Here is a 23,365-nt window from a genome sequence, read left to right as displayed (position 1 = left end):
CATCACAGCAGCGGCACGCCGGTCTTGCTCTGGATGAAGTCGCGCGTCACCCCCGGCGCCAGCTCCACGAGCTTGAGCCCTTCGGGTGTGACGTCCATCACCCCCAGGTCGGTGATGATGCGGTCCACCACACCCTTGCCGGTCAGCGGCAGCGTGCACTCGGGGATGATCTTCAGGTCCTCGGTGCCGTCTTTTTTGCGCGCCACGTGCTCCATCAGCACGATGACGCGCGGCACGCCGGCCACCAGGTCCATCGCGCCCCCCATGCCTTTGACCATCTTGCCCGGAATCATCCAGTTGGCCAGGTCGCCCTTGTGCGTCACCTGCATCGCGCCCAGGATCGACAGGTTGATCTTGCCACCGCGGATCATCGCGAAGCTGTCGTGGCTGCCAAACGTGGCCGAGCCCTTGATCGTCGTGATCGTCTGCTTGCCGGCGTTGATCAGGTCGGGGTCAACCTCGTCCTCGTACGGGAACGGGCCAATGCCCAGCAGGCCGTTTTCGCTTTGCAGCCAGACCTCGACGTGGTCGGGCACGTGGTTGGCCACCAGCGTCGGCAGCCCAATGCCGAGGTTGACGTAAAAGCCGTCTTGCAACTCTTGGGCCGCGCGGGCGGCCATCTCGTCGTGCGTCCAGGGCATGATCGCTCTCCTTGGGGCAGCCTGGGGTTAGACCTTGCGCTCGCGGGTGGTGCGGCGCTCGATGCGTTTTTCCGGCGTCGGGTTGTGCACGATGCGGTGCACGTAAATGCCGGGCAGGTGCACGTCGTCGGGCTCGATGGCGCCGGTGGGCACGATGCGCTCGACCTCGGCGATGCAGATCTTGCCCGCCATCGCCACGGCCGGGTTGAAGTTGCGCGCCGTCAGCCGAAAGCGCAGGTTGCCCGCAAGGTCGGCCACGTCGGCCTTGATCAGTGCCACCTCGGGAAACAGCGCGTGCTCCAGGATGTAGGTCTCGCCGTTGAACTCACGGTGCTCTTTGCCTTCGGCGACGATGGTGCCCACGCCCGTTTTGGTGAAAAACGCCGGGATGCCCGCGCCACCCGCACGCAGCTTTTCGGCCAGTGTGCCCTGCGGCGTGAACTCGATCTCCAGCTCGCCGGCCAGGTACTGGCGCTCGAACTCCTTGTTTTCGCCGACGTACGAGGAGATCATTTTTTTGATCTGGCGCGTCTCCAACAACTTGCCCAGACCAAAACCGTCCACGCCAGCGTTGTTGGAAATCACCGTCAAATCCTTGACGCCGCTGTCACGCAGCGCGTCGATCAGGGCCTCGGGGATGCCACACAGGCCAAAGCCGCCCACGGCGATCAACTGGCCGTCGCGCACCACCCCTTCTAGGGCCGCGCGGGCGCTGGGGTAGACCTTGTTCATGCTCGCTCCTGTCCGATGGTGGGAACAAGCCATTACGATACTACGTATTGGCGTACGTAGGATCGCGTACCGGGCAACCCTGAGACCCCCCCACCGATGCCCCCGCACGGCCCCACCCTGGACGACTACCGGCTGGCGTTCGAGCTCGCCCCCGTGGGCTTGGCGCTGTCGCGCCACCGCGTGATGGTGGACTGCAACCAAGCGTTGTGCGACATGTTCGGCGCCACGCGCGACGAGCTCGTCGGCCAGAGCTTTCGCATCCTGTACCCCAGCGCCGCCGAGTTCGAGCGCATCGGCGAGCGCATCGCCCCCATCCTCAACGCCTGCGGCACCTACAGCGACGAGCGCATCATGCGCCGCGTGGGCGGCCCGCAGGCCGGCCAGACGTTTTGGTGCCACGTGATGGGCCGCGCGCTGGACCGCAGCGACCCGCACGCCGCCGGCATCTGGAGCTTCGAGGACCTGTCGGCACGCCGCCCGCTGCAGGCCGGGCTGACGGCACGCGAGCGGGAGGTTGCGGCCCTGCTGCTCAAGGGTTGCACCGCCAAGCAGGCGGCGCGTCAGCTCGGCATCAGCCCGCGCACGGTGGAAGTGCACCGCACGCGCCTGATGCGCAAACTGGGCGCGCGCAGCACCGTGGAGCTGGTGCAGCGGCTGCTGACGGGTTGACGCGCGCGCCTCACTGCCGCGCCAGCCGCGCCACGCTGGGCGCGGGCTGGGGGTGGCTGGTGCGCCAGGGGTTGATGTCCAGCCCGCCGCGGCGGGTGAAACGCGCGTACACGCTCAGGCGCACCGGCCGGCAGCGTTGCCAAATGTCGATGAAGATGCGCTCGACACAGTGCTCGTGAAAGCCCTGGTGCTGGCGGAAGCTCACCAGGTAGCGCAGCAGCCCTTCTTGGTCGATCGGGACGCCGCTGTAGCGAATCTGCACGCTGGCCCAGTCAGGCTGCCCGGTCACCGGGCAGTTGCTCTTGAACAAGTCGCTGCACAGCGTCTCGTCCACCGGCGGCTGGGTGGCGTCGGCGCGCAGCAGCTCGGGCGCCGGGTGGTCGTGCGTGCACTCCACGTCCAGACGATCCAGGCTGAGGCCGGGCAGGCCCGCCACCGCTTCGCACGCCCATTCGGCGGGCGGCTGCAGGCGCACGCCGACGCTGCCCGGCGGCTGCCCGCTGCCGCGCCACAGCGCTTCGCTCAGGTCGGCACGCAGCCGCGCGCGCAGCTCGTCGGCATCGCGCAGGCGTTCCTGGTTGAAGCTGTTGAGGTACAGCTTGAGCGACTTGCTCTCGATCAGGTTGGGGGTCTCGGCCGGCACCGTCAGGTGCGCGATGGCCACCTGCGGCTTGCCACGCGGGTTGAGCCAGCTCACCTCGAACGCGGTCCAGAAATCGGCCCCCGTGAAGGGCAACGGCGCGCCTGCCCCCAGCGTCGCACGCGCCAGCGCGCGCGGCACCGGGCACAGCAGCGTCGGGTCGTAGCGGTCGGGGTAGGCGGTTTCACGCCCCAGCGGGGTGGCGTGCAGGGTGTCGGCCGCCGCCGGCGCTTGCTCGGTTGTGGTCACCACGGTGATCGGCTCAGGGGGTGAATTCGGTTTCGCGCAGCCACTTGGTGGCCACCCATTTTTCGCCTTCCAGCACCGGCGCACCGCCGTGCAGGGTCAGCGTCGCGGGGTCCGGACGGTCGTAAGCGAAAAACACCGCGCCACCGCGCTGGGGCAGCACCTCCAGCCCGATGTCGGGAAACGTCGTGCCGCCGCCGCGCACAGGCTCGCTCAGGTACATCACCAACGTGGCCACGCGCTGGCCACCGCGCGCGGTGATGCGCGGCGTGCCCGGGGCCCGCGGGTCGAAGTAGTCGTAGTGGGGTTTGTACTGCGCCCCGGGGCGGTAGCGCAGCACCTGCAACCCCTCGCCGTTTTCCACCGGCCACTGCACCAGACGGCTCAAGCGCGCTTCGATGCGCTGGATCAGCGGGGTCTCACCGCGGCGAAAAAACATGCCGTCGCTGGTGCGGTCGGCGTTGAGCTCTTCGCCGCCGGTGGCGGTCTGCACGGTGCGCGAGCGCTTCAGGCGCGGCTCGGCCAGCCGCATCAGCGCGTCGCACTCCTCGGGCGCCAGCACGTTGCCCAACACCGCCAACCGCGGCCGGCGCAGCGTGGCCAGCACGTGCACGATGCGGTCGCCGGCGTCGATGGTGTGCGCGCCCTCGCGCAGCGCCAACTGTGGCCGAGGCGCGACGGGCGCCTGGGCCGCCGCGGGCAGGCTGGCCACGTGCTCTTGCAGCGTTTGCTCCATCGCGGCCAGCGCCACGTCCTCGTTCCAACCGGCACGCAGCATCGCTTGCAGCACCGCCTCGGGCGTGCAGCCGGCCTGCGCCTGTTGCACGATCCAGGTGCGCAGCTCGGGGGTGATGGTCTGGCTCATCGCAGCCGCCAGTGTAGCGCCGCCGCGCGCGCCTCAGGCGCGCTCGTCGCGGCGAAACACCAGCCGCTCGGGCGTCGAAGCGTCCGCCGCCCAGCGGTAACCTTCGGCGTCGAAGCCGCGCAGCTCCTCCACCTGACGCACGCGGTGCAACGCGGCCCAGCGCGTCATCAGGCCGCGCGCGCGTTTGGCCAAGAAGCTGATGACCTTGTAGCCGCTGCCGCGCCGCTCCTCGAAGACGCAGCTCACCACGCGGGCGCGCAGCGCCTTGGGGTCCACGGCCTTGAAATACTCCTCGCTGGCCAGGTTGACGACGATGCCGTCGTCCTCGGCCGCGCGCTGCGACAGGTAGTCGGCGATGCGCGTACCCCAGAATTGGTACAGGTTGCGCCCGCGTGGGGTGACCAGGCGGGTGCCCATTTCCAACCGGTACGGCTGCATCCAGTCCAGCGGGCGCAGCACGCCGTACAGGCCGCTCAGGATGCACACGTGCTGCTGCAACCAGTCCAGGTCCTCTTCCGACAGGGTGCGCGCATCCAGCCCTTCGTAAACATCGCCGTTGAACGCCAGCACCGCCTGCTTGCTGTTGTGCGGCCCGAACGTCGGCTCCCACGCCTGGTAGCGTGCGACGTTGAGCTGCGCCAGCGCGTCGCTCAGGTCCATCAGCGCCGCCACTTCCTGCGGGGATTTGGCGCGCAGAATGCCGATGAGCTCGGCGGCCTGCTCCACGAACAACGGCTGCGTGGCGCGCGCGGTGGTGGGCGGGGTGTCGTAGTCCAGCGCCTTGGCCGGGGACAAGATGAACAGCATCGGTGGTCAACCTCCTGCGGTGCGATGATACGGCGCACCGCAGCGGGGCAGCGGCGCTGGGGCTCAGTCGCGCAAGTCGCCCGCCAGGCTGGCCAACGTCTCCGGCGGGATGGTGACGTGCGCCGGGTAGTTGGTGTGGTCGCAGCCCAGCTTGACCTGCGCGCCCGCCTTGATCGCGGCGCGCATGGCCGGCGTGAACTCGAAGCGCAGAAAATGCACCGCCGACGTTTTGTCCGGCGTTTCGCGGTCCAGATCCTCGTCGGCGATCGCGTACACACGCCCGTGGCCTTCGACCTCGACGAACATGCGGTCCTCGATGCCGATGAGGCGTGCCAGCTCGCGTCGGCGCTCATGGACGTCGGGGTACTCGATCATCAGCGTGGCCTTCCAGTTGGTGCCGTCGGGCACCAGCGGCGCGTAGGCGTCGATTTCGTCCTGGATGCCCTCTTCTTCGAAGATTTTTTCGATGCGCAGCATCTCCTGGATCTGGTAGCGCATCGACAGCTCGCTCTCGAACTGCACGGTCAGGTGCTCGCCCAGGTGCACGGTGCGCAGCTTGCGGTGGGCGATGACCTCGGGCTTGTGCACTTTGCGCCACTTGGCGTAGGCCTCCAGCGGCATCAGCGTGTCGCGGGTGATCTTGCCAGTCAGTTGCATCGTGGTGATCATGGTTCGCGCCTTTCGGACATCGGGTTGGGCAGCGGCCTCACGTCAGGCCGTAGGCGGTGGCCAGCATGGTCAGCGGGTGCATCAGCCTGGGCGCCCCCAGTTGGTTGACCTCGAAACCCTGCGCGATGTGGTGACCGCCCAGCGGGCAGTCCGAGCCGATGACGTCGGGCGTACCGCCGCCCTTGTGCTGCGCCATGCTTTTGAACACCGGCTTGCCGATTTTGAGCGCCACCGGGTGCGTGGCTTTTTTGACGCCGTAGGTGCCGGCGTGGCCGGAGCAACGCTCGATGGTTTGCACCTCGGTGTCGGGGATGAGTTTGAGCACCTCTTCGGTCTTGCGGCCCATGTTTTGCACCCGGCTGTGGCACGGCACCTGGTAGCTGACCTTGCCCAAGCCCCGCTTGAAGTCGGTCTTGAGCAGGCCGTCGCGCCGGCGCGCGCTGAAATACTCGAACGGGTCCCACATCGCTTCCTTGACTAGCTGCACGTCGGGGTCGTCCGGGAACATCAACGGCAGCTCCTGCTTGAACATCAGCGTGCAGCTGGGCACCGGCGTCAGGATGGCCCAGCCCTCGCGCGCGTAACGCGCCAGCACCGGGATGTTGGCTTCCTTGGCCGCGGCCACGGCGTCCAGGTCGCCCAGCTCCAGTTTGGGCATGCCGCAGCAGCGCTCCTTGTCCACCAAGGTGTACGGGATGCCGTTGTGGGCCAGCACCTTGAGCAGGTCCACGCCGATGCTGGGCTCGTTGTGGCTGACGAAGCAGGTGCCAAAAATGGCCACTTTGCCGGGGGTGCGCTCGCCAGCGACGGCCTGCGACAGCGGCGGCGAGGGCGGCGCGGCCCGGCGCAACGTCGTGCGCGCCAGCGCCGGCATCCAGGCGTCGCGATGCACCTCCAGCACGTTTTCCATCACCGCACGCGCGGGGCGGGTGCGGTTGACGGCGTTGACCACCTCGACCACGACGGGGATGCCCGCCAACCGTCCGTGCACGTCGGTGGAGGCCAGAAACTTTTCCGACGCTTTGACCTTGCCCTGCCGGAACTTGATCGCCTTGGCGCGCAGCATCGTGTGGGGAAAGTCCAGGTTCCACTCGTGCGGCGGCGTGTAGGGGCACTTGGTCATGTAGCACAGGTCGCACATGTAGCACTGGTCGACCACCTTCCAGTAGTCGGCCTTGGCCACACCGTCGAGCTCGCCGGTCTTGCCCTCGTCGATCAGGTCGAACAGCGTCGGGAATGCCTGGCACAGGCTGACGCAGCGGCGGCAGCCATGGCATATCTCGAAAATGCGCTCCAGCTCCGCGAAGCACTTGTTCTCGTCGTAGAAGTCGGGGTTGCGCCAGTCCAGCGGGTGGCGGGTCGGTGCTTCGAGGTTGCCTTCGCGGGCCATGTGGGGTGCCTCCTGTCCAGAGCACCGGGGCGCAGCCCAACAGCCAACCGCCGCCGTGCGTCTGGGAATGGTTGTCGTTGTGTTGCGGCCAAGGGCGGCGGCCACGCCGCCCTGGCGTGGCCGCCGGTGACGGCCACGCTCGTGTCGCGCCTTCAGTCAACCAGCTCGGCCAACGCCTTGGCGTAGCGGTTGGCGTGCGAGCGCTCGGCCTTGGCCAGCGTCTCGAACCAGTCGGCGATTTCGTCAAAGCCTTCTTCGCGCGCGGTCTTGGCCATGCCCGGGTACATGTCGGTGTACTCGTGCGTTTCGCCGGCGATGGCGGACTCCAGGTTTTGGCGCGTGGTGCCAATGGGCATCCCCGTGGCCGGGTCACCCGCCTGCTCCAAAAACTCCAGGTGGCCGTGCGCGTGGCCGGTTTCACCTTCGGCGGTGGAGCGGAACAGCGCCGCCACGTCGTTTTGGCCTTCGACGTCGGCCTTGTTGGCGAAGTACAGGTAACGGCGGTTGGCCATCGATTCGCCCGCAAACGCGTCTTTCAGGCATTGCTCGGTCTTGGAGCCTTTGAGTTGCGGCATAACGTATCTCCTGGTAGGGTGGTTCACACAGCCGCTGCCACGCACGCCCGCACCGGGCGCCGCTGGCAGACGATGCAACCATAGCCCGATGCGGGCCCGGCGTCCAGAGGATGCGGCCAATATCGTTCATAGACGGTATCAATCGGCACGCCCGGGCCACCTGCGCCCGCGCGAGCACGCCGGCCCCTCCTACAATGGCGGGTTTGACGTTGGGGTACCCTGCCCCGTCCTTTCTCCTTGGCAACGACGAGCGTTTCCCCATGACCGACCCTGTGCAGCAGCAACCCGGGCTGCAAAGCCTGTCCAAGTCGTTCGAACCGGCGGCGGTGGAGCGCCGCTGGGGCCCCGAATGGGAACAACGCGGCTACGGCCGCGCGGGCTGGCGCGGCACCGGGCAAGCGCGCGCCGACGCGCCGTCGTTCGCCATCCAACTGCCGCCGCCCAACGTCACCGGCACGCTGCACATGGGGCACGCGTTCAACCAGACCATCATGGACAGCCTGACGCGCTACCACCGCATGCGCGGCTACAACACGGTCTGGATCCCCGGCACCGACCACGCGGGCATCGCCACCCAAATCGTGGTGGAGCGCCAGCTGCAGCAGGAGGGGCTGTCGCGCCACGACCTGGGCGCCACGCCCGAGGAAGCACGGCGCAACTTCGTGGCGCGCGTGTGGGCGTGGAAGGAGCGCAGCGGCAACACCATCACGCAGCAGATGCGCCGTCTGGGCGACAGCGTGGACTGGAGCCGTGAGTACTTCACGATGGACGAGCGGCTGTCGAAGGTGGTGACCGAAACCTTCGTGCGGCTGTACGAGCAAGGGCTGATCTACCGTGGCAAACGCCTGGTCAACTGGGACCCGGTGCTGATGAGCGCGGTGTCGGACCTGGAGGTGGAAAGCGAGGAAGAAGACGGCTTTTTGTGGCACATCGCCTACCCGCTGGCGAGCGGCGAGGGGCAACTGGTCGTGGCCACCACCCGGCCCGAGACGCTGCTGGGCGACGTGGCCGTCATGGTGCACCCCGAGGACGAACGCTACGCCCACCTGGTGGGCCAGTACGTCAGGCTGCCGCTGTGCGGGCGTGACATCCCCATCATCGCCGACGCGTATGTGGACCGCGCGTTTGGCACCGGCGTGGTCAAGGTCACCCCGGCGCACGACCCCAACGACTACGCGGTGGGGCAGCGCCACGGTCTGCCGTTGATCAATATTTTCAACCTCGACGCCACGGTCAACGACAACGCCCCGGCCGCCTACCGCGGCTTGGATCGTTTCGAGGCGCGCCGTCGCGTCGTCGATGACCTGCAAGCGGCCGGGCTGCTGGTCGAGGTCAAAAAACACCGCCTGATGGTGCCGCGCTGCGCGCGCACCGGCCAGATCGTCGAGCCGATGCTGACCGACCAGTGGTTCGTGGCCATGACCAAGGTCAGCCCCCACGACCCCAGCGGCAAAAGCATCGCGCAAAAGGCCATCGACGCCGTGGCCAGTGGCCAGGTGCGCTTCGTGCCGGAGAACTGGGTCAACACCTACAACCAGTGGATGGCCAACATCCAGGACTGGTGCATCAGCCGCCAGCTTTGGTGGGGGCACCAAATCCCGGCCTGGTACGACGCCGAGGGCAACGTTTACGTGGCGCGCACCGAAGCCGAGGCGCAGCAGCAGTTCGAGGCTTACGTGGCGCACCTGGGCGAAGCGCAGCGCGCGCCGCTGCTGGCTGCCGGCCTGCGCCGCGACCCGGACGTGCTCGACACCTGGTACTCCAGCGCGCTGGTGCCGTTTTCGACGCTGGGCTGGCCCGAGGCCGCTGGCGGGACCGGCTCCGGACCGGGCGATTTCCCGGTTCCAGGACGGATGAGCCCGGACGGCGCCGGCCCCGCCAGCGGCGAAAACACAGCCACCCCCAGCGACTACGACCTGTACCTGCCCAGCACGGTGCTGGTCACCGGCTACGACATCATCTTCTTCTGGGTGGCGCGCATGATCATGATGACCACCCACTTCACCGGTCGCGTGCCCTTCAGGCACGTCTACATCCACGGCTTGGTGCGTGACGCCCAGGGCCGCAAGATGAGCAAGAGCGAAGGCAACGTGCTCGACCCGGTGGACTTGATCGACGGCATCGACCTGCCGGCGCTGCTGGACAAACGCACCACGGGCTTGCGCAAGCCGGAACTGGCCCCCGCCATTCGCAAAGCCACCGAGAAGGAGTTTCCCCAGGGCATTCCCGCCTACGGCGCCGACGCGCTGCGCTTCACCTTCGCCGCGCTGGCCAGCCTGGGGCGCAGCATCAACTTCGACAGCAAGCGCTGCGAGGGCTACCGCAACTTTTGCAACAAGCTCTGGAACGCCACGCGCTTTGTGCTGATGCACTGCGAAGGGCACGACTGCGGCCTGGCCGAGCACACCAAGGACCAATGCGCCCCGGGCGGGCCTTTCCATGGGTACCTGAGCTTTTCCGCCGCCGACCGCTGGATCGTGTCGCGGCTGCAGCGCGTCGAGGCCGAGGTGGCGCAAGCCTTTGCCGAGTATCGGCTCGACCAGGTGGCCAACGCCATCTACAGCTACGTGTGGGACGAGTTTTGCGACTGGTACCTGGAAATCGCCAAGGTGCAACTGCAAACCGGCGACGCCGCGCAGCAGCGCGCCACGCGGCGCACCTTGATTCGCACGCTCGAGACCATCCTGCGCCTGGCGCACCCGATCATCCCGTTCATCACCGAAGAGTTGTGGCAAAAAGTGGCTCCGGTGGCCGGGCGCGCCGGCCCCTCGGTGATGCTGGCGCCGTACCCGCAAGCGCAGCCGCAGCGCATCGACCCCCAGGCCGAGGCCGAGGTGGCGCACCTGCAAGCCATCGTCGAAGCCTGCCGCCGCCTGCGCGGCGAGCTGGGCGTGTCCCCGGCGCAGCGGCTGCCGCTGTACGTCGTCGGGGACGAAGCGTTTGTCGCGCGCTGCAGTGCGGTGCTGCAGGCGCTGGCCAAGCTCAGCGAGGTCAAGGTGTTCGACGACGAAGCCGCCTGGAGCGCCGCCGTGCAGGCCGCCCCGGTGGCCGTGGTGGGCGCCGCGCGGCTGTGCCTGTTCATGCCGATCGACGTCGCCGCCGAGCGCGCACGGTTGGACAAGGAAATCGCGCGCCTGCAAGCCGAAGTGGCCAAAGCGCAGGGCAAGCTGGCCAACGAAGCTTTCGTGGCCAAGGCGCCGGCGGCCGTCATCGAGCAGGAGCGCCAGCGCCTGGCCGACTTCACCGCCACGCTGACCAAGCTGCAGCAGCAGCGCGCGCGGCTGGGCTGACGACGCGGCGGGGGCCGGGCGTGGCCCCCAAACAAAAGGCCCCTCAAGGGGGCCTTGGCGTTGGCGCGGGGCGGTTCAGCGACGCTTCAGAATCGAAATGTGCTCGCCGCCGTTGGATTCTTGGTGCAGCAGCTCGTTGCCGGTTTGGCGCGCAAACGCCTGGAAGTCGCGCACCGAGCCGGCGTCGGTGGCGATCACCTTGAGCACCTGCCCGCTGGTCATCTCGGCCAGTGCCTTTTTGGCTTTCAGGATCGGCAACGGGCAGTTGAGCCCGCGCGCGTCCAGTTCACGGTCGATGTGCATGGTCATGGGGCTTGCCTAATCGAGGCCTCGATTGTAAACAGGACGACGCGGCGCCCCCCCTGGCCTCGGGTAAACCCCCATCCCTCGTCGGGGTCAAGCCGGGAACACCCCGGTGGACAGGTAGCGGTCGCCGCGGTCGCAGACGACGAACACGATCGTCGCGTTGTGCACCGTCTGCGCGATCTGCTGCGCCACCCAGCACGCCCCGGCGGCCGAAATGCCGGCGAAGATGCCCTCTTCGCGCGCCAGGCGGCGGCACATGGCTTCGGCATCGGCTTGGCTGACGTACACCAACTCATCGACCCCCGAGGGGTCGTAGATTTTGGGCAGGTATTCGGGCGGCCACTTGCGAATGCCGGGGATGCGCGAGCCTTCGCTGGGCTGCGCGCCGATGATGCGCACCGCCGGGTTTTGCTCCTTCAGGTAGCGGCTCACGCCCGTGATGGTGCCGGTGGTGCCCATCGCGCTGACGAAGTGGGTGATGCGACCGCGCGTCTGGCGCCAGATTTCAGGGCCCGTCGTTTCGTAGTGGATGCGCGGGTTGTCGGGGTTGGCAAACTGGTCCAGCACCTTGCCTTTGCCCTCGCGCTGCATTTTGTCGGCCAGGTCGCGCGCGTACTCCATGCCGCCGCTTTTGGGCGTCAGGATCAGCTCGGCACCAAAGGCCTTCATCGTCTGCGCGCGCTCCACCGACAGGTCCTCGGGCATGATCAGCACCATGCGGTAGCCGCGGATGGCCGCCGCCATCGCCAGCGCGATGCCGGTGTTGCCGCTGGTGGCTTCGATCAGCGTGTCGCCGGGCTTGATCTCGCCGCGCTCCTCGGCGCGGCGGATCATCGACAGCGCCGGCCGGTCCTTGACCGAGCCGGCCGGGTTGTTGCCCTCGAGCTTGCCCAGCACGACGTTGCCACGCGCGCGGTTGTCGGGCTCCCCGATGCGCTGCAACGCCACCAGGGGCGTGTTGCCGACGGCGTCTTCGATCGTGGGGTAGCGCGGCACGGCGCGCGGCCGACGCGGCGCTGCCTTGGGGGTGGTGGTGGAGGAGCGGGATGTGGCCATGGCCGCCATCGTACTACGGCGGCCGACGCAACGCCGCGGGGACTGCGCCGCGCACGCCGCATCGGGCGCGCCGCGGCTGTGCCATAATTTTGGCTCTGCGCGTGCCGGAGTGGCGAAATAGGTAGACGCAGCAGATTCAAAATCTGCCGGTGGCGACACCGTGCCGGTTCGAGTCCGGCTTCCGGCACCAACGCACACGCTGGCCCCCCGTCGGGGCCGCCGCATCGAAGCCCGCCCGCGCAGCGGGTTTCTTTTTGTCATCGGCCATCCGCGGGCTGCCGCGGCTGGCACGTCGATCAGGAGACGTCATGACCGAGCTGGCCATGCCCTTGCTTGCGGTGGTGGTGGGGTTGGCGGTGCTGGTGTGGTCGGCCGACCGTTTTGTGGCCGCCGCAGCGGCGATCGCGCGCCACTTCGGGCTGCCGCCGCTGCTGATCGGGGCCGTCATCATCGGCTTTGGCACCTCGTCGCCCGAGTTGGCCGTGTCGGTGCTGGCAGCCCTGGAAGACAACCCCGGCATTGCCCTCGGCAACGCTTACGGCTCCAACATCGCCAACATCGGCGTCATCTTGGGGCTGACCGCGGTGCTGAGCCCTGTGGCGGTGCACTCGCAGGTGCTGCGCCAGGAGCTGCCGATCCTGGCCGGGGTCACGGCCCTGGCCGTCGCGCTGTTGTGGGATTTGACCGTCACGCGCGCGGAAGCGGCGCTGATGCTGGGCGTGTTTGCAGCCCTGATGGGGTGGTCGATCTGGCAAGCCACGCGGGGCGGGGCCGATGCCCTGGCCGCGGAGACCGAGGCTGAGTTGGCGGCGCACCCGCTGCCCATTGGCCGTGCGTGGTTGGAGCTCGCCGTGGGCCTGGTGCTGCTGGTGGCCAGCTCGCGTGCGCTGGTGTGGGGCGCGGTGGCCATCGCGCAGTCGCTGGGCGTCAGCGACCTGGTCATCGGCCTGACCATCGTGGCCATCGGCACGTCGCTGCCCGAGCTGGCCTCGTCGATCGCAGCGGCGCGCAAGGGCGAGCACGACCTCGCGTTGGGCAACGTGATCGGCTCCAACCTGTTCAACACGCTGGCCGTGGTGGGCCTGGCGGGCGTCATCGCCCCGATGCAAGCCGAAGCGGCGCTGCTGAGCCGCGACGTGGCGGTGATGACGGCGCTGACGCTGGTGCTGTTCGTGCTCGGGTGGGGCTGGCGCGGCCAGCCCGGACGCATCAACCGCGTCGAAGGCGCGTTGCTGCTGCTGGCGTACGTGGGCTACGCGCTGTGGCTGGTGCGTGACCAGCTCGCCGCGGCGGCCTGAGCCCAGCCCTCGTCGATGGTCGGGTAGGTCAACCGCAGCCGCAGCTCGCGCTTGAGCCGCCCGTTGCGCAACCGGCGCGACTCGTGCATGAACGACAGCAGCGCCAGCGGCAACTGGCGCTCGGCGCCCTCGCGTGCGATGCGCGGCGGGCGCGGCAAGCCCAGCAGATCGGCCACACGATCCAGGTAGTCGCCCATGCGCAACTGCGTGTCGTCGCACACGTGCACGACGCGCTGCGGCCGCGCCAGCCACAGCGCCCGCAGGCAGGCGCGCGCCAGATCCTCGGCGTGAATGTGGTTGGTGTAGACGTCATCCTCGTGGCGCAGCACGGGGGTGCCGCTGGCCAGCCGCTCGGCAGGGCCACCGGGCCGGTCCGGCGCGTAGATGCCCGGCACGCGCAGCACCATCACGCGCGCGCCGGTGCGCCGCCCCCACAGACGCCACGTGCGCTCGGCGTCCAGCCGACGCCAGGCGCGCGGGGTCTGCGGCGCTGGCGTGCGCGTCTCGTCAACCCAGGCGCCCCCGCAGTCGCCGTACACGCCGCTGGTGGAGGCGTACACCAACGCCTGCGGCGGGGCGCGCCGCGCCAGCGCCGCCGCCAGCGCGCGCGAGCGCGGATCCTGCCGCCAATCGGTCAGCCCCTTGGTTGGCGGTGGCGCCAGGTGCAGCACCCGCGGCGCCAGCCCCGCCAGGCGGCGCAGCGTGGCCGGTTGGTCCAGGTCCCCCACCAGCGGCGTCACCCCCGCGGCGCGCAGCGCCGGCACCCGCTGCGGGCTGGAGGTCAAGGCCAGCACGCGCACGCGGTTGGCCAGCCGGCGCACCACCCGCAGCCCGACGTCGCCGCACCCCACCACCAACACACGCTGGCGCCGAAAACGCGCCGGGCGTGTCCCTGTCATCGCATCGAACATGTTGCCTTTCGGATGGTTTGCACTTTCGACCTAGGGCATCGGCGCGACCTGCGGATTTGCGACAATGCGCCCCACGCCTGCGCGTGGCGCCGCGCCACGCCCACCTTCGTTGGATCCTAGTATGACATTCACGATCACCGTCGAGCCCAGTGGCCGCACGTTCACGGCCACCGAACACGAAACGCTGCTGGCCGCCGCCATCCGCCAGGGTGTGGGCCTGCCCTACGGTTGCAAAGACGGCGCGTGCGGCTCGTGCAAGTGCCGCAAACTGGCCGGCGACGTCACGCACGGCCCGCACCAGAGCAAGGCGCTCAGCGCCGAAGAGGAAGCGGCCGGCCTGATCCTGACCTGCTGCGCCACCGCGCACAGCGACGTCGTCATCGAATCGCGCCAGGTCACCGAGGCGGGCGCCTTCCCGATCAAAAAACTGCCGGTGCGCGTGCTCAGCCTGCAGCGGGCCGCGCCCGACGTGATGATCGTGCGGCTGCAGCTGCCCGCCACCGAAGCGTTCCAGTACCGCGCCGGCCAGTACGTCGAAATCCTGCTGCGCGACGGCGCCCGCCGCGCCTACTCGATGGCCAACGCCCCGCAGGTGCTGCAGGACGTGCCTCAGCTGGAGCTGCACATCCGCCACATGCCGGGCGGCAAGTTCACCGACCACGTCTTCGGCGCGATGAAGGAAAAGGAAATCCTGCGCATCGAAGGCCCGTTCGGCAGCTTCTTCCTGCGCGAAGACTCGAACAAGCCCATCGTCCTGCTGGCCTCGGGCACGGGCTTTGCCCCGATCAAGGCCATCGTGCAACAGATGCGCGCCCAGGGCATCCAGCGCCCAACCTGGCTGTACTGGGGCGGGCGCCGTCCGCACGACCTGTACGAAGACGCCTGGGTGCGTGAGCAGGTTGCCGCCATGCCGCAACTGACCTACGTGCCGGTGGTCTCCGATGCCCTGCCCGAGGATGGCTGGCAAGGCCGCACGGGTTTTGTGCACCTGGCGGTGCTGCAAGACCATCCCGACCTCCGTGGCTTTGAGGTGTACGCCTGCGGCGCGCCGGTCGTGGTGGAGGCCGCGCGGCGCGACTACGCCGCGGCCGGTCTGCCCGACGATGCGTTTTACGCCGACGCCTTCACGTCCGAAGCGGACAAGGCCGCCGGCGCGAGCTGAACGCGCCGTGGCGCGGCGCGGGCGCGCTCAGCCGGCCTCGTCCAGCAGGCGCTTGACATCGCTGGCCAGCGCCTGCGCTCCGCTGCCGTAGCGGTGGTACAGGCGCAGCCGGCCCTGGGTGTCGTACACGTAGCTGCCCGCCGAGTGGTCCATCGTGTAGCTGGTGGGGGTGCTGCCCTCGACCTTCTTGTAGTACACCTTGAACGCTTTGGCCAGCGCGGGCAGCTCCTCGGGCGTGGCGCGCAGCGCCAAAAACGTCGGGTCGAAGCTGGCCATGTAGGCGCGCATGATGTCGGGCGTGTCGCGCTCGGGGTCCACGCTGATGAAAATGCCCTGCAGAAGCTCGCCGTCCGCCCCCAGCAAGCGCTTGGCTTCGGCCAGCTCGGCCAGCGAGGTCGGGCATACGTCCGGGCACTGCGTGTAGCCAAAAAACACCACCACCACCTTGCCGCGAAAGTCCGCCAGCGTGCGGCGCTGGCCAAACTGGTCGGGCAACTCGAACCCTTGGGCGTAGTCCGCCCCGGTGAGGTCGATGCCGTTGAAGGCGGGCTTGGCCTCGCCGCAGCCCGCCAGCCATGCGCCCCCCAAGGCCAAGGCGGCTGAGCCCAGCAAACGGCCCAGCCAGCGCCGCCGCCCGGCCCCCTCTTCAGCACAAGATTCCGCGTCCCATGGGCGCGGCACGGGTGCACGTGCTTTCATACCGACATCACCAGGTAATGGTCCAACAGCATCGCCGCAAACAGCAGCGACAGGTGGATGAGTGAAAAGCGAAACGTCGCGCGTGCCTGCGCGTCGCTGTAGCGACGCCACAGCCGCCAGGCGTGCACGATGAAGCCCGCGTTGAGCGCCAGCGCCGCCACCAGGTACAGCCAGCCGCTCATGCGCAACAGGTACGGCAGCAAGCAGGCGGCCAACAAAATCAAGGTGTACAGCAAGATGTGCAGGCGCGTGAACGCCGAGCCGTGCGTCACCGGCAGCATCGGCAAGCCCGAGCGGCGGTAGTCCTCCACCCGGTACAGCGCCAGCGCCCAAAAGTGGGGCGGCGTCCACAGAAAGATGATCAAAAACAGCACCAGCGCTTCCGCCGTGACGCTGTTGGTCATCGCGGCCCAGCCCAGCACCGGTGGCATCGCCCCCGACGCCCCGCCGATGACGATATTTTGCGGCGTCAGCGGCTTGAGAATCACCGTGTAGACCACGGCGTAGCCCACGAAGGTGGCCAGCGTCAGCCACATCGTCAGGGGATTGACCGCCACGTACAGCAGCACCGAGCCGGCCGTGCACAGCAGCGCCGAAAAGACCAGCGCCTGCGTGCGCGTCAGCTCCCCACGCGCGGTGGGTCGCCAGGCGGTGCGGCGCATTTGGGCGTCGATGTGCTGCTCGATCAGGCAGTTGAACGCCGCCGCCGCGCCCGACACCATCCAGATGCCCAGCGACGCCACCGCCATCGTGGCCCACTGGTCGGCGCTGGGCCAGCCCGGCACCGCCAGCACCATGCCGATGAAGGCGCAAAAGACGATCAACTGGATGACGCGCGGCTTCATCAGCACGTAGTACTGCCGCCACACGGTGGGCAGCGGCTTAGGAGCCGTGGTGGCGCCGCTGGTCATGCCCGCCCTCCTTGCCACGCCCGGGCCGCCGTGGCCGCCTGGGCCGCGCGCGCCGACCGTTGGCGCACGGGTGGCGCCAGCCAGCCCGTCAGCACCACCACCAGCGCCGCCGCGCCCCCGGTGTGCGCCAACGCGGCCAGCAGCGGCCACTCCAGCACCACGTTGGACAGCCCGGTGAGCAACTGCCACGCCGCCAGGCCCCACAACCAGCGCGCGTGCCTGATGTGCCCCGCACGCCGCAGCGCCCAGCCCAGCCCCAGCAGCGCCACCAGCACCACGTACGCCACCAGGCGGTGGGCGTAGTGAATGGCCGTCAGCGCCGCAAACGGCAGGGCCTCGCCACTGCCTTGCGCCCCCAGCGGACGCCACAGCTCGAACGCCCGCGCCCAGTCCATCTCGGGCCACCAACGCCCCTGGCAGGTCGGGAAGTCACGGCACGCCAGCACCGCGTAGTTGGTGCTGACCCAGCCACCCAGGGCGATTTGCAGCACCACCAGCGCCAGCGCGCCCCACAGCGCCGTGCGCCACCCGGGGCCCAGCGGCGACGGCGTGCCGTCGAAGCGCACCGCCTGCCAACGCAGCAGCGCCAGCAGCGCCATGCCCCCGAGCAGGTGCAGCGTCACGATCGCGGGCCACAGCTTCATCGTCACCGTCAACGCACCAAACGCCCCCTGCAGGCACACCCACACCAGCGTCAGCCAGGCCCACAGCACCGGCGTGTCGCCGGCGCGGCGACGCAGCGCCGTGCTGACGATCGCGATGACCAGGATCAGTCCGCCCACGGCCGTGGCGAGGTAGCGGTGGATCATTTCGATCCACGCCTTGGGCAACGTCACCGGCCCCGAGGGCATGGCGCTTTGCGCGGCGGTGATATCGGCGTGCGCGCCGATCGGACTGGCCGCGCCGTAACAGCCGGGCCAGTCTGGGCAGCCCAGCCCCGAGTCGGTCAAACGGGTGAACGCCCCAAACAACACCAAGTCAAACGTCAAAAACAAGGTCAACACCGTCAACGCCCGCAGGCGCTGCACCGGGGTGGCCGCCCGCCAGCGCCAGCCGACCCACAGCAGCGGCCCGGCCGCCACCAGCGTGCCGACCAGCAACAGCCGCGCCACAGGCGACCAATCCACGAAGGTTTCGAACCCTTGCACCGCCGTCTCCTTCACGGTCGCCCTGGCCGATCCCACGAGGCCGATGCGCGCATCAGGCGCTCCAGATCACGCAGCATCTTTTTGGGGTCGGCCTGGGCCGGAAACCGCATCATCCAGTGGCCCATCGGGTCCACCACGTACAGGTGGTCGCTGAGGCGCTGTCCCGGCGCGGGTTGCAGCCACGTCGCCAGTTGCGCTTCGTCCACCCACAGCACGGTGGCCGGCGCCAGCGCGGCGCGCAGCCGCTCGGGAAACTCACGCGCACCGGTGCGCAGCCACACCCAGTCCACGCGGTCTTTGTCCTTGCCCAGCGCCTCACGCAGTTGGCGCTGCAGGTACAGGTGGCGCTCGCACTGCGCGTCGCAGGCGCTGTCGGCCACGCTGATGAACAACCACTGGTGCGTCAGCGCGTCCAGCGGCACGGCGCGCCCCTGGGCGTCCACGCCAACCCAGTGCGGCAACGGCCGCTGCGGCTCGATCAGCTCGCCGTAGTTGCGCCGTCCCTCGGGTCGGATGACGTAGTAAGTCAAGTAAGACGCGATCACGGGCGACGCCGCCACCAACAGCAGCAGCAACATCTTCACGCGCCCGGCACGCGTGGCCGCCGGATCACGGGCCAGCGCCTCGCCGGGGTTGGGCAGCGTGTGCACGGTCAGCGTCAGCGGCTCGTCGCGCCGCGCGTCAACGCCGCCGACGGCGGGGGAGGATGAGTTGGAACCAGACATACAGACCTGCGATCAGCCCCGCCAGCGCAAACCACTGCGTGGCGTAGGCCAGGTGTTTTTCGGGGGGAACGGCCACCACGGGCCACTCGCGCACGAGCGGGGTACCGTCGCGCGCACGCGCGCCCTGCCCCACTTGCTGCACCGACGCCGCCAACAGCGGCAAGCGCCATTCGGCCGCCGCCGCTGCCACGTCGATATTCTGCCGTATGGGCCCGCGAGCGTCCGGTCCGAGTTGAAATAGGCGTGACGGCGGCGGGGCCAGCCGGCCCTCGACCTCGACCTCGCCGTCGGTCGCCTCCAACGGCGGCACGCGCGCACGATCACGGGGATCGCGCGGCACCCAGCCCCGCTGCACCAGCAGCGCCGCGGTGCCCGCCGGCGCCAGCAAGGGGGTCACGACGATGAAGCCGCCCTGCCCGTGCAACGGTCGGTTGTCGAGGTACACGGTGGCTTCGTGCACCCAACGCCCGCGCAGGCGCACCGCGCGGCCATGCAGCACGTCCAGCCGCCCCTGCACCGCCGCCCCGCGCACCTCGTCCCAATCCAGCGCGGGCGCGTCGCGCTGCGCCTGCTGCTGCGCCAACAAGGCGCGCTTGGTCTCGGCGCGGCCCCACTGCCACAACCCCAACGCCGTGGTCGTGGCCAACGCCACCCCCGCCGCCACGGTCACGATCCAAAAACGCGCGCCACGTTGCATATCAGCCTATTGTCACCTACGGATATACCCGCACCAGGGCTGCGCCGCCGCGCCTGCGCGGCCATAATGGACATCCATGAAAGCCATCGTCGCCCTCGCCTTCGTCGGGATCCTCGCCAGCCTCGCCTCAGCGCTCGTGGCCATGATGCGGGGTGACTCGCAAAGCGGCGACGCGCGCCGGCAGCGGCGCATGGTGCGGGCACTGACGATGCGCATCGGGCTGTCGGTGGCGCTGTTTGTATTTTTGATCATCGCCCACCAACTGGGCTGGATCCAGCCCACCGGCTTGCCGCAGGGCTGAGCGCCTGGCGCGCACGCCGCGCACCATCAAAACAACGGGGCGCCCGTTGCCGGACGCCCCGCTGGATGGTTCAGCGGCACCGACCCGCCGTCGGCCTCACATCCAGTACACCAGCACGTACAGGAACAGCCACACGACGTCGACGAAGTGCCAGTACCACGCCGCACCTTCGAACCCGAAGTGACGGTCCTTGGTGAAGTGCCCCTTTTGCAGCCGCAGCGTGATGACCAGCAGCATCAGCATGCCCACGAACACGTGGAACCCGTGGAAACCGGTGAGCATGAAGAAGGTGGAGCCAAAGATGCCCGAGCTCAGCTTGAGGTTCAGCTCGGTGTAGGCGTGGAAATACTCGTAGCCCTGCACCACCAGGAAGGTCGCGCCCAGCAGCACCGTCAGCCACATGAAGGCGATGGCCTTGGTACGGTTGTCGTCTTGCAGCGCGTGGTGCGCGATCGTCAGCGTCACCCCGGAGCTCAGCAGCAACGCGGTGTTGACGGTGGGCAACCAAAACGGCCCCACGGTCTGGAACGGCTCGACGATGCCCGCCGGCGACGCCGTGGCGCCCGCCTGCACCGATGGCCAGATGGCCTGGAAGTTCGGCCAGATCAGCGCGTTTTCGAGGTTACCCAGCGTCGGCACCGAGTGCGAGCGCGCCCACCACAGCGCCGTGAAGAAGGCGCCGAAGAACATCACCTCGCTGAAGATGAACCAGCTCATGCTCCAGCGGAACGAGACGTCGATCTTGCGGCTGTACAGGCCCGACTCGCTCTCGTGCACCGCGTCGCGGAACCACTGGAACAGCACGGCCAGCCACCACGCCAGCCCGAAGGCCAGCGACCACTTGCCCCACTCGACGCCGTTGATCCATTGCCCGGCGCCCAGGATGACGAAAAACAGCCCGAACGCGGCCATCGCCGGATGGCGCGACAGCCCCGGCACGTAGTAGTACGGCGTGCCGCCGTGCGTGGTTGCAGACATGTTCACTCCTCAGTCCAAAGTCACGATCTCACGTTGTTCAAACTCACAAGGCCCCGGCGCTGCTGGCGACCACCCAGCGCACGATCAGCATCAAGCCCACCACGAACAGCAGCGCCAGCACCACGCCGGTGGCCATCACCGCGATCGGGTTGAGGCGCTGCACGTCCTGCTCGAAGTCGCGCCGCCGCCGCAAGCCCAGAAAGCTCCACAGCACGGCCTTCACCGTGGCGCCCCAGGCGACCGGCCGACGGTGCGCTGGCGTCCCGCTCACGAGGCCCCTCCTTCACGCACGCTGCTGGCCGCCGTGGGCGCCGCCGGCGTGGGCGCGCCAACCTCGAAAAACGTGTACGACAGCGTGATCGTCTTGACGTCCTTGGGCAGCTTGGGGTCGATGACGAACGCCACCGGCCACTCGCGCTTTTCGCCGGGCGCCAGCGTGTACTGGTTGAAACAGAAGCACTCCAGCTTGGTGAAGTGGTTGGCCGCCTGACGCGGTGCGTAGCTCGGGATGGCCTGGGCGGCCATCGTGCGGTTTTGCACGTTTTGGAACTCGTACATCACCGTCGTGAGCTGCCCGGGGTGCACCTCGACCGAACGCACCGCAGGCTTGAAGTGCCACGGCCCGCGCACGTTGGTGTCGAACTCCACCGTGATCGTGCGCGAGGTGTCCACCTGGGTATTGACCGGGTCGGTCTTGGCCTTGCCGGGCAGGTTGCGCTCGCCCAGCGCCAGGATGTTGATGCCGGTGGCTTCGCAAATGGCGCGGTAAATCGGCACCAACGCGTAGCCGAAGGCGAACATGCCCAGCGCGACCACGACCAGCTTGCCGGTCATGCGCAGGTTGTCGGCGCGGCGCGTACGGTGGCTCACGCGGTGTCCTCCTGCCCAGCCTCAGCCGCCCAGCAGCACAAACTTGGCCGCGAAGCCCAGCGCGAAGGCCAGCGCCACCGAGGCCAAGATCAGCCCCAGGCGCACGTTTTGGCGGCGTTGTTCAGGCGTCATGGCACAGACTCGCGTCGTAAGACCCACTCAGCCGACGATGCGCGTTGCGGTCGCGTCGAGCTTGGGCGGCGTCTCGAAGGTGTGGTGCGGCGCGGGCGACGGGATTTCCCACTCCAGCCCTTCAGCACCTTCCCACGGCTTTTGCGGCGCCTTTTCGCCTTGGCCACGCATCATCGGCAGCACCACGGCGAAGAAGAAGTACACCTGCGCCAGCCCGAAGGCAAACGCCCCCACCGACGCGATCGCGTTGAAGTCGGCGAACTGCATCGGGTAGTCGGCGTAGCGGCGCGGCATGCCGGCCAGACCCAGGAAGTGCATCGGGAAGAAGGTGACGTTGAACGAAATCATCGACCACCAGAAGTGGATCTTGCCGCGTGTTTCGTTGTACATCACGCCGGTCCACTTCGGGCCCCAGTAGTAAAAGCCCGCGAACATCGCAAACAGCGAGCCCGCCACCAGCACGTAGTGGAAGTGCGCCACCACGTAGTAGGTGTCCTGGAAGTTGATGTCGATCGGCGCCATCGACAGCATCAGACCGGTGAAGCCACCCATCGTGAACACGAAGATGAAGCCCACCGCCCACAGCATCGGGGTCTCGAACGTCATCGAGCCCTTCCACATCGTGGCGATCCAGTTGAAGATCTTGACGCCGGTGGGCACCGCGATCAGCATCGTCGCGTACATGAAAAAGAGCTGCCCGGTCACCGGCATGCCGGTGGTGAACATGTGGTGCGCCCACACGATGAACGACAGGATCGCGATCGAGGCGGTCGCGTACACCATCGAGGTGTAGCCGAACAGCTTTTTGCGCGCGAACGCCGGCACGACCTGGCTGATGATGCCAAACGCCGGCAGGATCATGATGTAAACCTCGGGGTGGCCGAAGAACCAGAAGATGTGCTGGTACATCACCGGGTCACCACCGCCGGCGGGGTTGAAGAAACTCGTGCCCAGGTGGCGGTCGGTCAGCGTCATCGTGATGGCGCCCGCCAGCACCGGCATCACCGCAATCAGCAGGTAGGCGGTGATCAGCCAGGTCCAGGCAAACATCGGCATCTTCATCAGCGTCATGCCCGGCGCGCGCATGTTGAGGATGGTCACGATGATGTTGATCGAGCCCATGATCGACGAGGCGCCCAGGATGTGCATCGCGAAGATCGCCAGGTCCATCGACGGCCCCATCTGCAGCGTCAGCGGCGCGTACAGCGTCCAGCCCGCCGCCGGCGCACCACCGGGCATGAAAAACGACAGCACCAGGATCAGGGCCGCAGGGACCATCAGCCAGAAGCTGAAGTTGTTCATGCGCGCAAACGCCATGTCGGACGCGCCGATTTGCAGTGGCAGCATCCAGTTGGCAAAACCGACGAAGGCCGGCATGATGGCACCAAACACCATGATGATGCCGTGCATGGTGGTCAGCTGGTTGAACAGCTCGGGGTTGACCACTTGCAGGCCAGGCTGGAACAGCTCGGCGCGGATACCCAACGCCAGCAGCCCGCCGATCATCAACATCGTGAAGCTGAACAGCAGGTACAGCGTACCGATGTCTTTGTGGTTGGTGGCAAACACCCAGCGCCGCCAGCCGGCGGGCGCATGGTGCTCGTGGTCGTGCGCGTGGGCGCCCGGATGGTCCAGTACTGCACTCAT

26 protein-coding genes and 1 tRNA gene are annotated in these 23,365 nt (G+C 68.2%); 6 read left to right on the top strand and 21 right to left on the bottom strand.

The genetic code is table 11. From position 1 onward, the window contains the following. Positions 1-2 precede the first annotated feature (2 nt). Positions 3-641: a 3-oxoacid CoA-transferase subunit B gene (locus tag EDC36_RS09535; protein WP_132963021.1), complete on the bottom strand. Its 639-nt coding sequence runs from the start codon at positions 639-641 to the stop codon at positions 3-5. Between the two features lie 27 nt (positions 642-668). Then, positions 669-1,373 (bottom strand): CoA transferase subunit A, encoded by a 705-nt coding sequence (locus EDC36_RS09530; protein ID WP_132963020.1) that lies wholly within the window; start codon positions 1,371-1,373, stop codon positions 669-671. Between the two features lie 96 nt (positions 1,374-1,469). Between EDC36_RS09530 and EDC36_RS09525 the strand changes: the two genes are divergently transcribed. Continuing rightward, the gene (locus EDC36_RS09525; protein WP_132963019.1) at positions 1,470-2,042 is read left to right on the top strand and encodes a PAS and helix-turn-helix domain-containing protein; all 573 of its coding nucleotides are present in this window, start codon (positions 1,470-1,472) and stop codon (positions 2,040-2,042) included. Positions 2,043-2,052: 10 nt separating this feature from the next. Here the strand turns inward: EDC36_RS09525 and queF are convergent, their stop codons facing one another. The 6 genes from queF to EDC36_RS09495 all read right to left on the bottom strand — a co-directional run bounded on the left by queF (position 2,053) and on the right by EDC36_RS09495 (position 7,234). Continuing rightward, positions 2,053-2,931 carry an NADPH-dependent 7-cyano-7-deazaguanine reductase QueF gene (queF, locus tag EDC36_RS09520; RefSeq protein WP_390616827.1) on the bottom strand — a complete coding sequence of 293 codons (879 nt, stop codon included), beginning with the start codon at positions 2,929-2,931 and terminating at the stop codon, positions 2,053-2,055. Between the two features lie 13 nt (positions 2,932-2,944). Beyond that, positions 2,945-3,793, bottom strand: a complete 849-nt coding sequence (locus tag EDC36_RS09515) for a 2OG-Fe(II) oxygenase (RefSeq protein WP_132963018.1) — start codon at positions 3,791-3,793, stop codon at positions 2,945-2,947. 33 nt (positions 3,794-3,826) lie between these two features. Then, positions 3,827-4,600: a peroxide stress protein YaaA gene (yaaA, locus tag EDC36_RS09510; protein WP_132963017.1), complete on the bottom strand. Its 774-nt coding sequence runs from the start codon at positions 4,598-4,600 to the stop codon at positions 3,827-3,829. 63 nt (positions 4,601-4,663) lie between these two features. Then, on the bottom strand, positions 4,664-5,257 hold the full coding sequence (locus EDC36_RS09505) for a DUF3501 family protein (RefSeq protein ID WP_132963038.1): 594 nt from the start codon (positions 5,255-5,257) through the stop codon (positions 4,664-4,666). Positions 5,258-5,306: 49 nt separating this feature from the next. Continuing rightward, positions 5,307-6,659 carry a (Fe-S)-binding protein gene (locus EDC36_RS09500; protein ID WP_132963016.1) on the bottom strand — a complete coding sequence of 451 codons (1,353 nt, stop codon included), beginning with the start codon at positions 6,657-6,659 and terminating at the stop codon, positions 5,307-5,309. A 152-nt stretch (positions 6,660-6,811) separates the two neighbouring features. Beyond that, a complete protein-coding gene (locus EDC36_RS09495; protein WP_043698586.1) occupies positions 6,812-7,234 on the bottom strand; it encodes a rubrerythrin family protein in 423 nt (140 codons plus the stop codon). Positions 7,235-7,494: 260 nt separating this feature from the next. Here EDC36_RS09495 and EDC36_RS09490 point away from each other — a divergent pair, with 260 nt between their 5' ends. Further along, on the top strand, positions 7,495-10,524 hold the full coding sequence (locus EDC36_RS09490) for a valine--tRNA ligase (protein ID WP_132963015.1): 3,030 nt from the start codon (positions 7,495-7,497) through the stop codon (positions 10,522-10,524). Positions 10,525-10,599: 75 nt separating this feature from the next. On the opposite strand, the gene EDC36_RS09485 is transcribed toward EDC36_RS09490, so the two are convergent. Then, positions 10,600-10,827, bottom strand: coding sequence for a sulfurtransferase TusA family protein (locus tag EDC36_RS09485; protein WP_132963037.1), 228 nt, complete (start codon positions 10,825-10,827; stop codon positions 10,600-10,602). A gap of 93 nt (positions 10,828-10,920) precedes the next feature. Then, positions 10,921-11,826: a cysteine synthase CysM gene (gene cysM, locus EDC36_RS09480; RefSeq protein ID WP_132963036.1), complete on the bottom strand. Its 906-nt coding sequence runs from the start codon at positions 11,824-11,826 to the stop codon at positions 10,921-10,923. A 163-nt stretch (positions 11,827-11,989) separates the two neighbouring features. Here cysM and EDC36_RS09475 point away from each other — a divergent pair. Together EDC36_RS09475 and EDC36_RS09470 are read left to right on the top strand one after the other, a co-directional pair. Next, positions 11,990-12,076 (top strand) — tRNA-Leu (locus tag EDC36_RS09475). A gap of 118 nt (positions 12,077-12,194) precedes the next feature. Beyond that, on the top strand, positions 12,195-13,184 hold the full coding sequence (locus EDC36_RS09470; RefSeq protein ID WP_243646546.1) for a calcium/sodium antiporter: 990 nt from the start codon (positions 12,195-12,197) through the stop codon (positions 13,182-13,184). Here EDC36_RS09470 and EDC36_RS09465 read toward each other — a convergent pair. Next, positions 13,139-14,083, bottom strand: coding sequence for an NAD-dependent epimerase/dehydratase family protein (locus tag EDC36_RS09465; RefSeq protein ID WP_243646545.1), 945 nt, complete (start codon positions 14,081-14,083; stop codon positions 13,139-13,141). The two genes, EDC36_RS09470 and EDC36_RS09465, sit on opposite strands and share 46 nt — an antisense overlap. A 133-nt stretch (positions 14,084-14,216) precedes the next feature. On the opposite strand from EDC36_RS09465, the gene EDC36_RS09460 reads away from it, so the two are divergent. Next, entirely contained in the window at positions 14,217-15,257 is a 1,041-nt protein-coding gene (locus EDC36_RS09460; RefSeq protein WP_132963013.1) for a CDP-6-deoxy-delta-3,4-glucoseen reductase, read from the top strand. A gap of 27 nt (positions 15,258-15,284) precedes the next feature. On the opposite strand, the gene EDC36_RS09455 is transcribed toward EDC36_RS09460, so the two are convergent. From EDC36_RS09455 to EDC36_RS09435, 5 genes are read right to left on the bottom strand one after another with little or no spacing between them, the layout of a single operon-like run. Further along, positions 15,285-15,956: an SCO family protein gene (locus EDC36_RS09455; RefSeq protein WP_132963012.1), complete on the bottom strand. Its 672-nt coding sequence runs from the start codon at positions 15,954-15,956 to the stop codon at positions 15,285-15,287. Continuing rightward, the gene (gene cyoE, locus EDC36_RS09450; protein ID WP_132963011.1) at positions 15,953-16,867 is read right to left on the bottom strand and encodes a heme o synthase; all 915 of its coding nucleotides are present in this window, start codon (positions 16,865-16,867) and stop codon (positions 15,953-15,955) included. The genes EDC36_RS09455 and cyoE overlap by 4 nt, the downstream gene beginning before the upstream one ends. After that, entirely contained in the window at positions 16,864-18,015 is a 1,152-nt protein-coding gene (locus EDC36_RS09445) for a COX15/CtaA family protein (protein ID WP_132963010.1), read from the bottom strand. Before EDC36_RS09445 ends, cyoE begins: the two co-directional genes overlap by 4 nt. Before the next feature lie 11 nt (positions 18,016-18,026). Beyond that, positions 18,027-18,740, bottom strand: coding sequence for an SCO family protein (locus EDC36_RS09440; RefSeq protein ID WP_132963009.1), 714 nt, complete (start codon positions 18,738-18,740; stop codon positions 18,027-18,029). Further along, complete coding sequence (locus EDC36_RS09435) at positions 18,697-19,437, bottom strand: SURF1 family protein (protein WP_132963008.1); 741 nt, start codon at positions 19,435-19,437, stop codon at positions 18,697-18,699. The genes EDC36_RS09440 and EDC36_RS09435 overlap by 44 nt, the downstream gene beginning before the upstream one ends. 76 nt (positions 19,438-19,513) lie before the next feature. Between EDC36_RS09435 and EDC36_RS09430 the strand changes: the two genes are divergently transcribed. Then, a complete protein-coding gene (locus EDC36_RS09430; RefSeq protein WP_132963007.1) occupies positions 19,514-19,738 on the top strand; it encodes a twin transmembrane helix small protein in 225 nt (74 codons plus the stop codon). A gap of 96 nt (positions 19,739-19,834) precedes the next feature. Here the strand turns inward: EDC36_RS09430 and EDC36_RS09425 are convergent, their stop codons facing one another. Genes EDC36_RS09425 through ctaD form a run of 5 tightly spaced genes read right to left on the bottom strand, consistent with a single transcriptional unit; the run spans position 19,835 to position 23,365 of the window. Continuing rightward, entirely contained in the window at positions 19,835-20,716 is an 882-nt protein-coding gene (locus EDC36_RS09425; protein WP_132963006.1) for a cytochrome c oxidase subunit 3, read from the bottom strand. Between the two features lie 43 nt (positions 20,717-20,759). Further along, entirely contained in the window at positions 20,760-20,987 is a 228-nt protein-coding gene (locus tag EDC36_RS09420) for a DUF2970 domain-containing protein (protein ID WP_132963005.1), read from the bottom strand. Then, positions 20,984-21,586, bottom strand: a complete 603-nt coding sequence (locus tag EDC36_RS09415; RefSeq protein WP_260680223.1) for a cytochrome c oxidase assembly protein — start codon at positions 21,584-21,586, stop codon at positions 20,984-20,986. The genes EDC36_RS09420 and EDC36_RS09415 overlap by 4 nt, the downstream gene beginning before the upstream one ends. A gap of 21 nt (positions 21,587-21,607) precedes the next feature. Further along, entirely contained in the window at positions 21,608-21,718 is a 111-nt protein-coding gene (locus EDC36_RS13390) for a cytochrome oxidase small assembly protein (protein WP_221933974.1), read from the bottom strand. A 27-nt stretch (positions 21,719-21,745) separates the two neighbouring features. Beyond that, positions 21,746-23,365 (bottom strand): cytochrome c oxidase subunit I, encoded by a 1,620-nt coding sequence (gene ctaD / locus EDC36_RS09410; RefSeq protein ID WP_132963004.1) that lies wholly within the window; start codon positions 23,363-23,365, stop codon positions 21,746-21,748.

Origin of the sequence: Tepidimonas ignava (genome assembly GCF_004342625.1) — a bacterium.
Classification (GTDB): Bacteria; Pseudomonadota; Gammaproteobacteria; order Burkholderiales; family Burkholderiaceae_C; genus Tepidimonas; species Tepidimonas ignava.
This window is presented reverse-complemented; position numbering and strand designations above follow the sequence as displayed.

Bases quoted from the DNA above. Each gene is read 5' to 3' on its own strand.
- EDC36_RS09535 (WP_132963021.1), bottom strand. From the start codon at position 641: ATGCCCTGGACGCACGACGAGATGGCCGCCCGCGCGGCCCAAGAGTTG.
- EDC36_RS09530 (WP_132963020.1), bottom strand. From the start codon at position 1,373: ATGAACAAGGTCTACCCCAGCGCCCGCGCGGCCCTAGAAGGGGTGGTG.
- EDC36_RS09525 (WP_132963019.1), top strand. From the start codon at position 1,470: ATGCCCCCGCACGGCCCCACCCTGGACGACTACCGGCTGGCGTTCGAG.
- EDC36_RS09515 (WP_132963018.1), bottom strand. From the start codon at position 3,793: ATGAGCCAGACCATCACCCCCGAGCTGCGCACCTGGATCGTGCAACAG.
- yaaA (WP_132963017.1), bottom strand. From the start codon at position 4,600: ATGCTGTTCATCTTGTCCCCGGCCAAGGCGCTGGACTACGACACCCCG.
- EDC36_RS09505 (WP_132963038.1), bottom strand. From the start codon at position 5,257: ATGCAACTGACTGGCAAGATCACCCGCGACACGCTGATGCCGCTGGAG.
- EDC36_RS09500 (WP_132963016.1), bottom strand. From the start codon at position 6,659: ATGGCCCGCGAAGGCAACCTCGAAGCACCGACCCGCCACCCGCTGGAC.
- EDC36_RS09495 (WP_043698586.1), bottom strand. From the start codon at position 7,234: ATGCCGCAACTCAAAGGCTCCAAGACCGAGCAATGCCTGAAAGACGCG.
- EDC36_RS09490 (WP_132963015.1), top strand. From the start codon at position 7,495: ATGACCGACCCTGTGCAGCAGCAACCCGGGCTGCAAAGCCTGTCCAAG.
- EDC36_RS09485 (WP_132963037.1), bottom strand. From the start codon at position 10,827: ATGCACATCGACCGTGAACTGGACGCGCGCGGGCTCAACTGCCCGTTG.
- EDC36_RS09470 (WP_243646546.1), top strand. From the start codon at position 12,195: ATGACCGAGCTGGCCATGCCCTTGCTTGCGGTGGTGGTGGGGTTGGCG.
- EDC36_RS09465 (WP_243646545.1), bottom strand. From the start codon at position 14,083: ATGACAGGGACACGCCCGGCGCGTTTTCGGCGCCAGCGTGTGTTGGTG.
- EDC36_RS09460 (WP_132963013.1), top strand. From the start codon at position 14,217: ATGACATTCACGATCACCGTCGAGCCCAGTGGCCGCACGTTCACGGCC.
- EDC36_RS09455 (WP_132963012.1), bottom strand. From the start codon at position 15,956: ATGAAAGCACGTGCACCCGTGCCGCGCCCATGGGACGCGGAATCTTGT.
- cyoE (WP_132963011.1), bottom strand. From the start codon at position 16,867: ATGACCAGCGGCGCCACCACGGCTCCTAAGCCGCTGCCCACCGTGTGG.
- EDC36_RS09440 (WP_132963009.1), bottom strand. From the start codon at position 18,740: ATGTCTGGTTCCAACTCATCCTCCCCCGCCGTCGGCGGCGTTGACGCG.
- EDC36_RS09435 (WP_132963008.1), bottom strand. From the start codon at position 19,437: ATGCAACGTGGCGCGCGTTTTTGGATCGTGACCGTGGCGGCGGGGGTG.
- EDC36_RS09430 (WP_132963007.1), top strand. From the start codon at position 19,514: ATGAAAGCCATCGTCGCCCTCGCCTTCGTCGGGATCCTCGCCAGCCTC.
- EDC36_RS09425 (WP_132963006.1), bottom strand. From the start codon at position 20,716: ATGTCTGCAACCACGCACGGCGGCACGCCGTACTACTACGTGCCGGGG.
- EDC36_RS13390 (WP_221933974.1), bottom strand. From the start codon at position 21,718: ATGACGCCTGAACAACGCCGCCAAAACGTGCGCCTGGGGCTGATCTTG.
- ctaD (WP_132963004.1), bottom strand. From the start codon at position 23,365: ATGAGTGCAGTACTGGACCATCCGGGCGCCCACGCGCACGACCACGAG.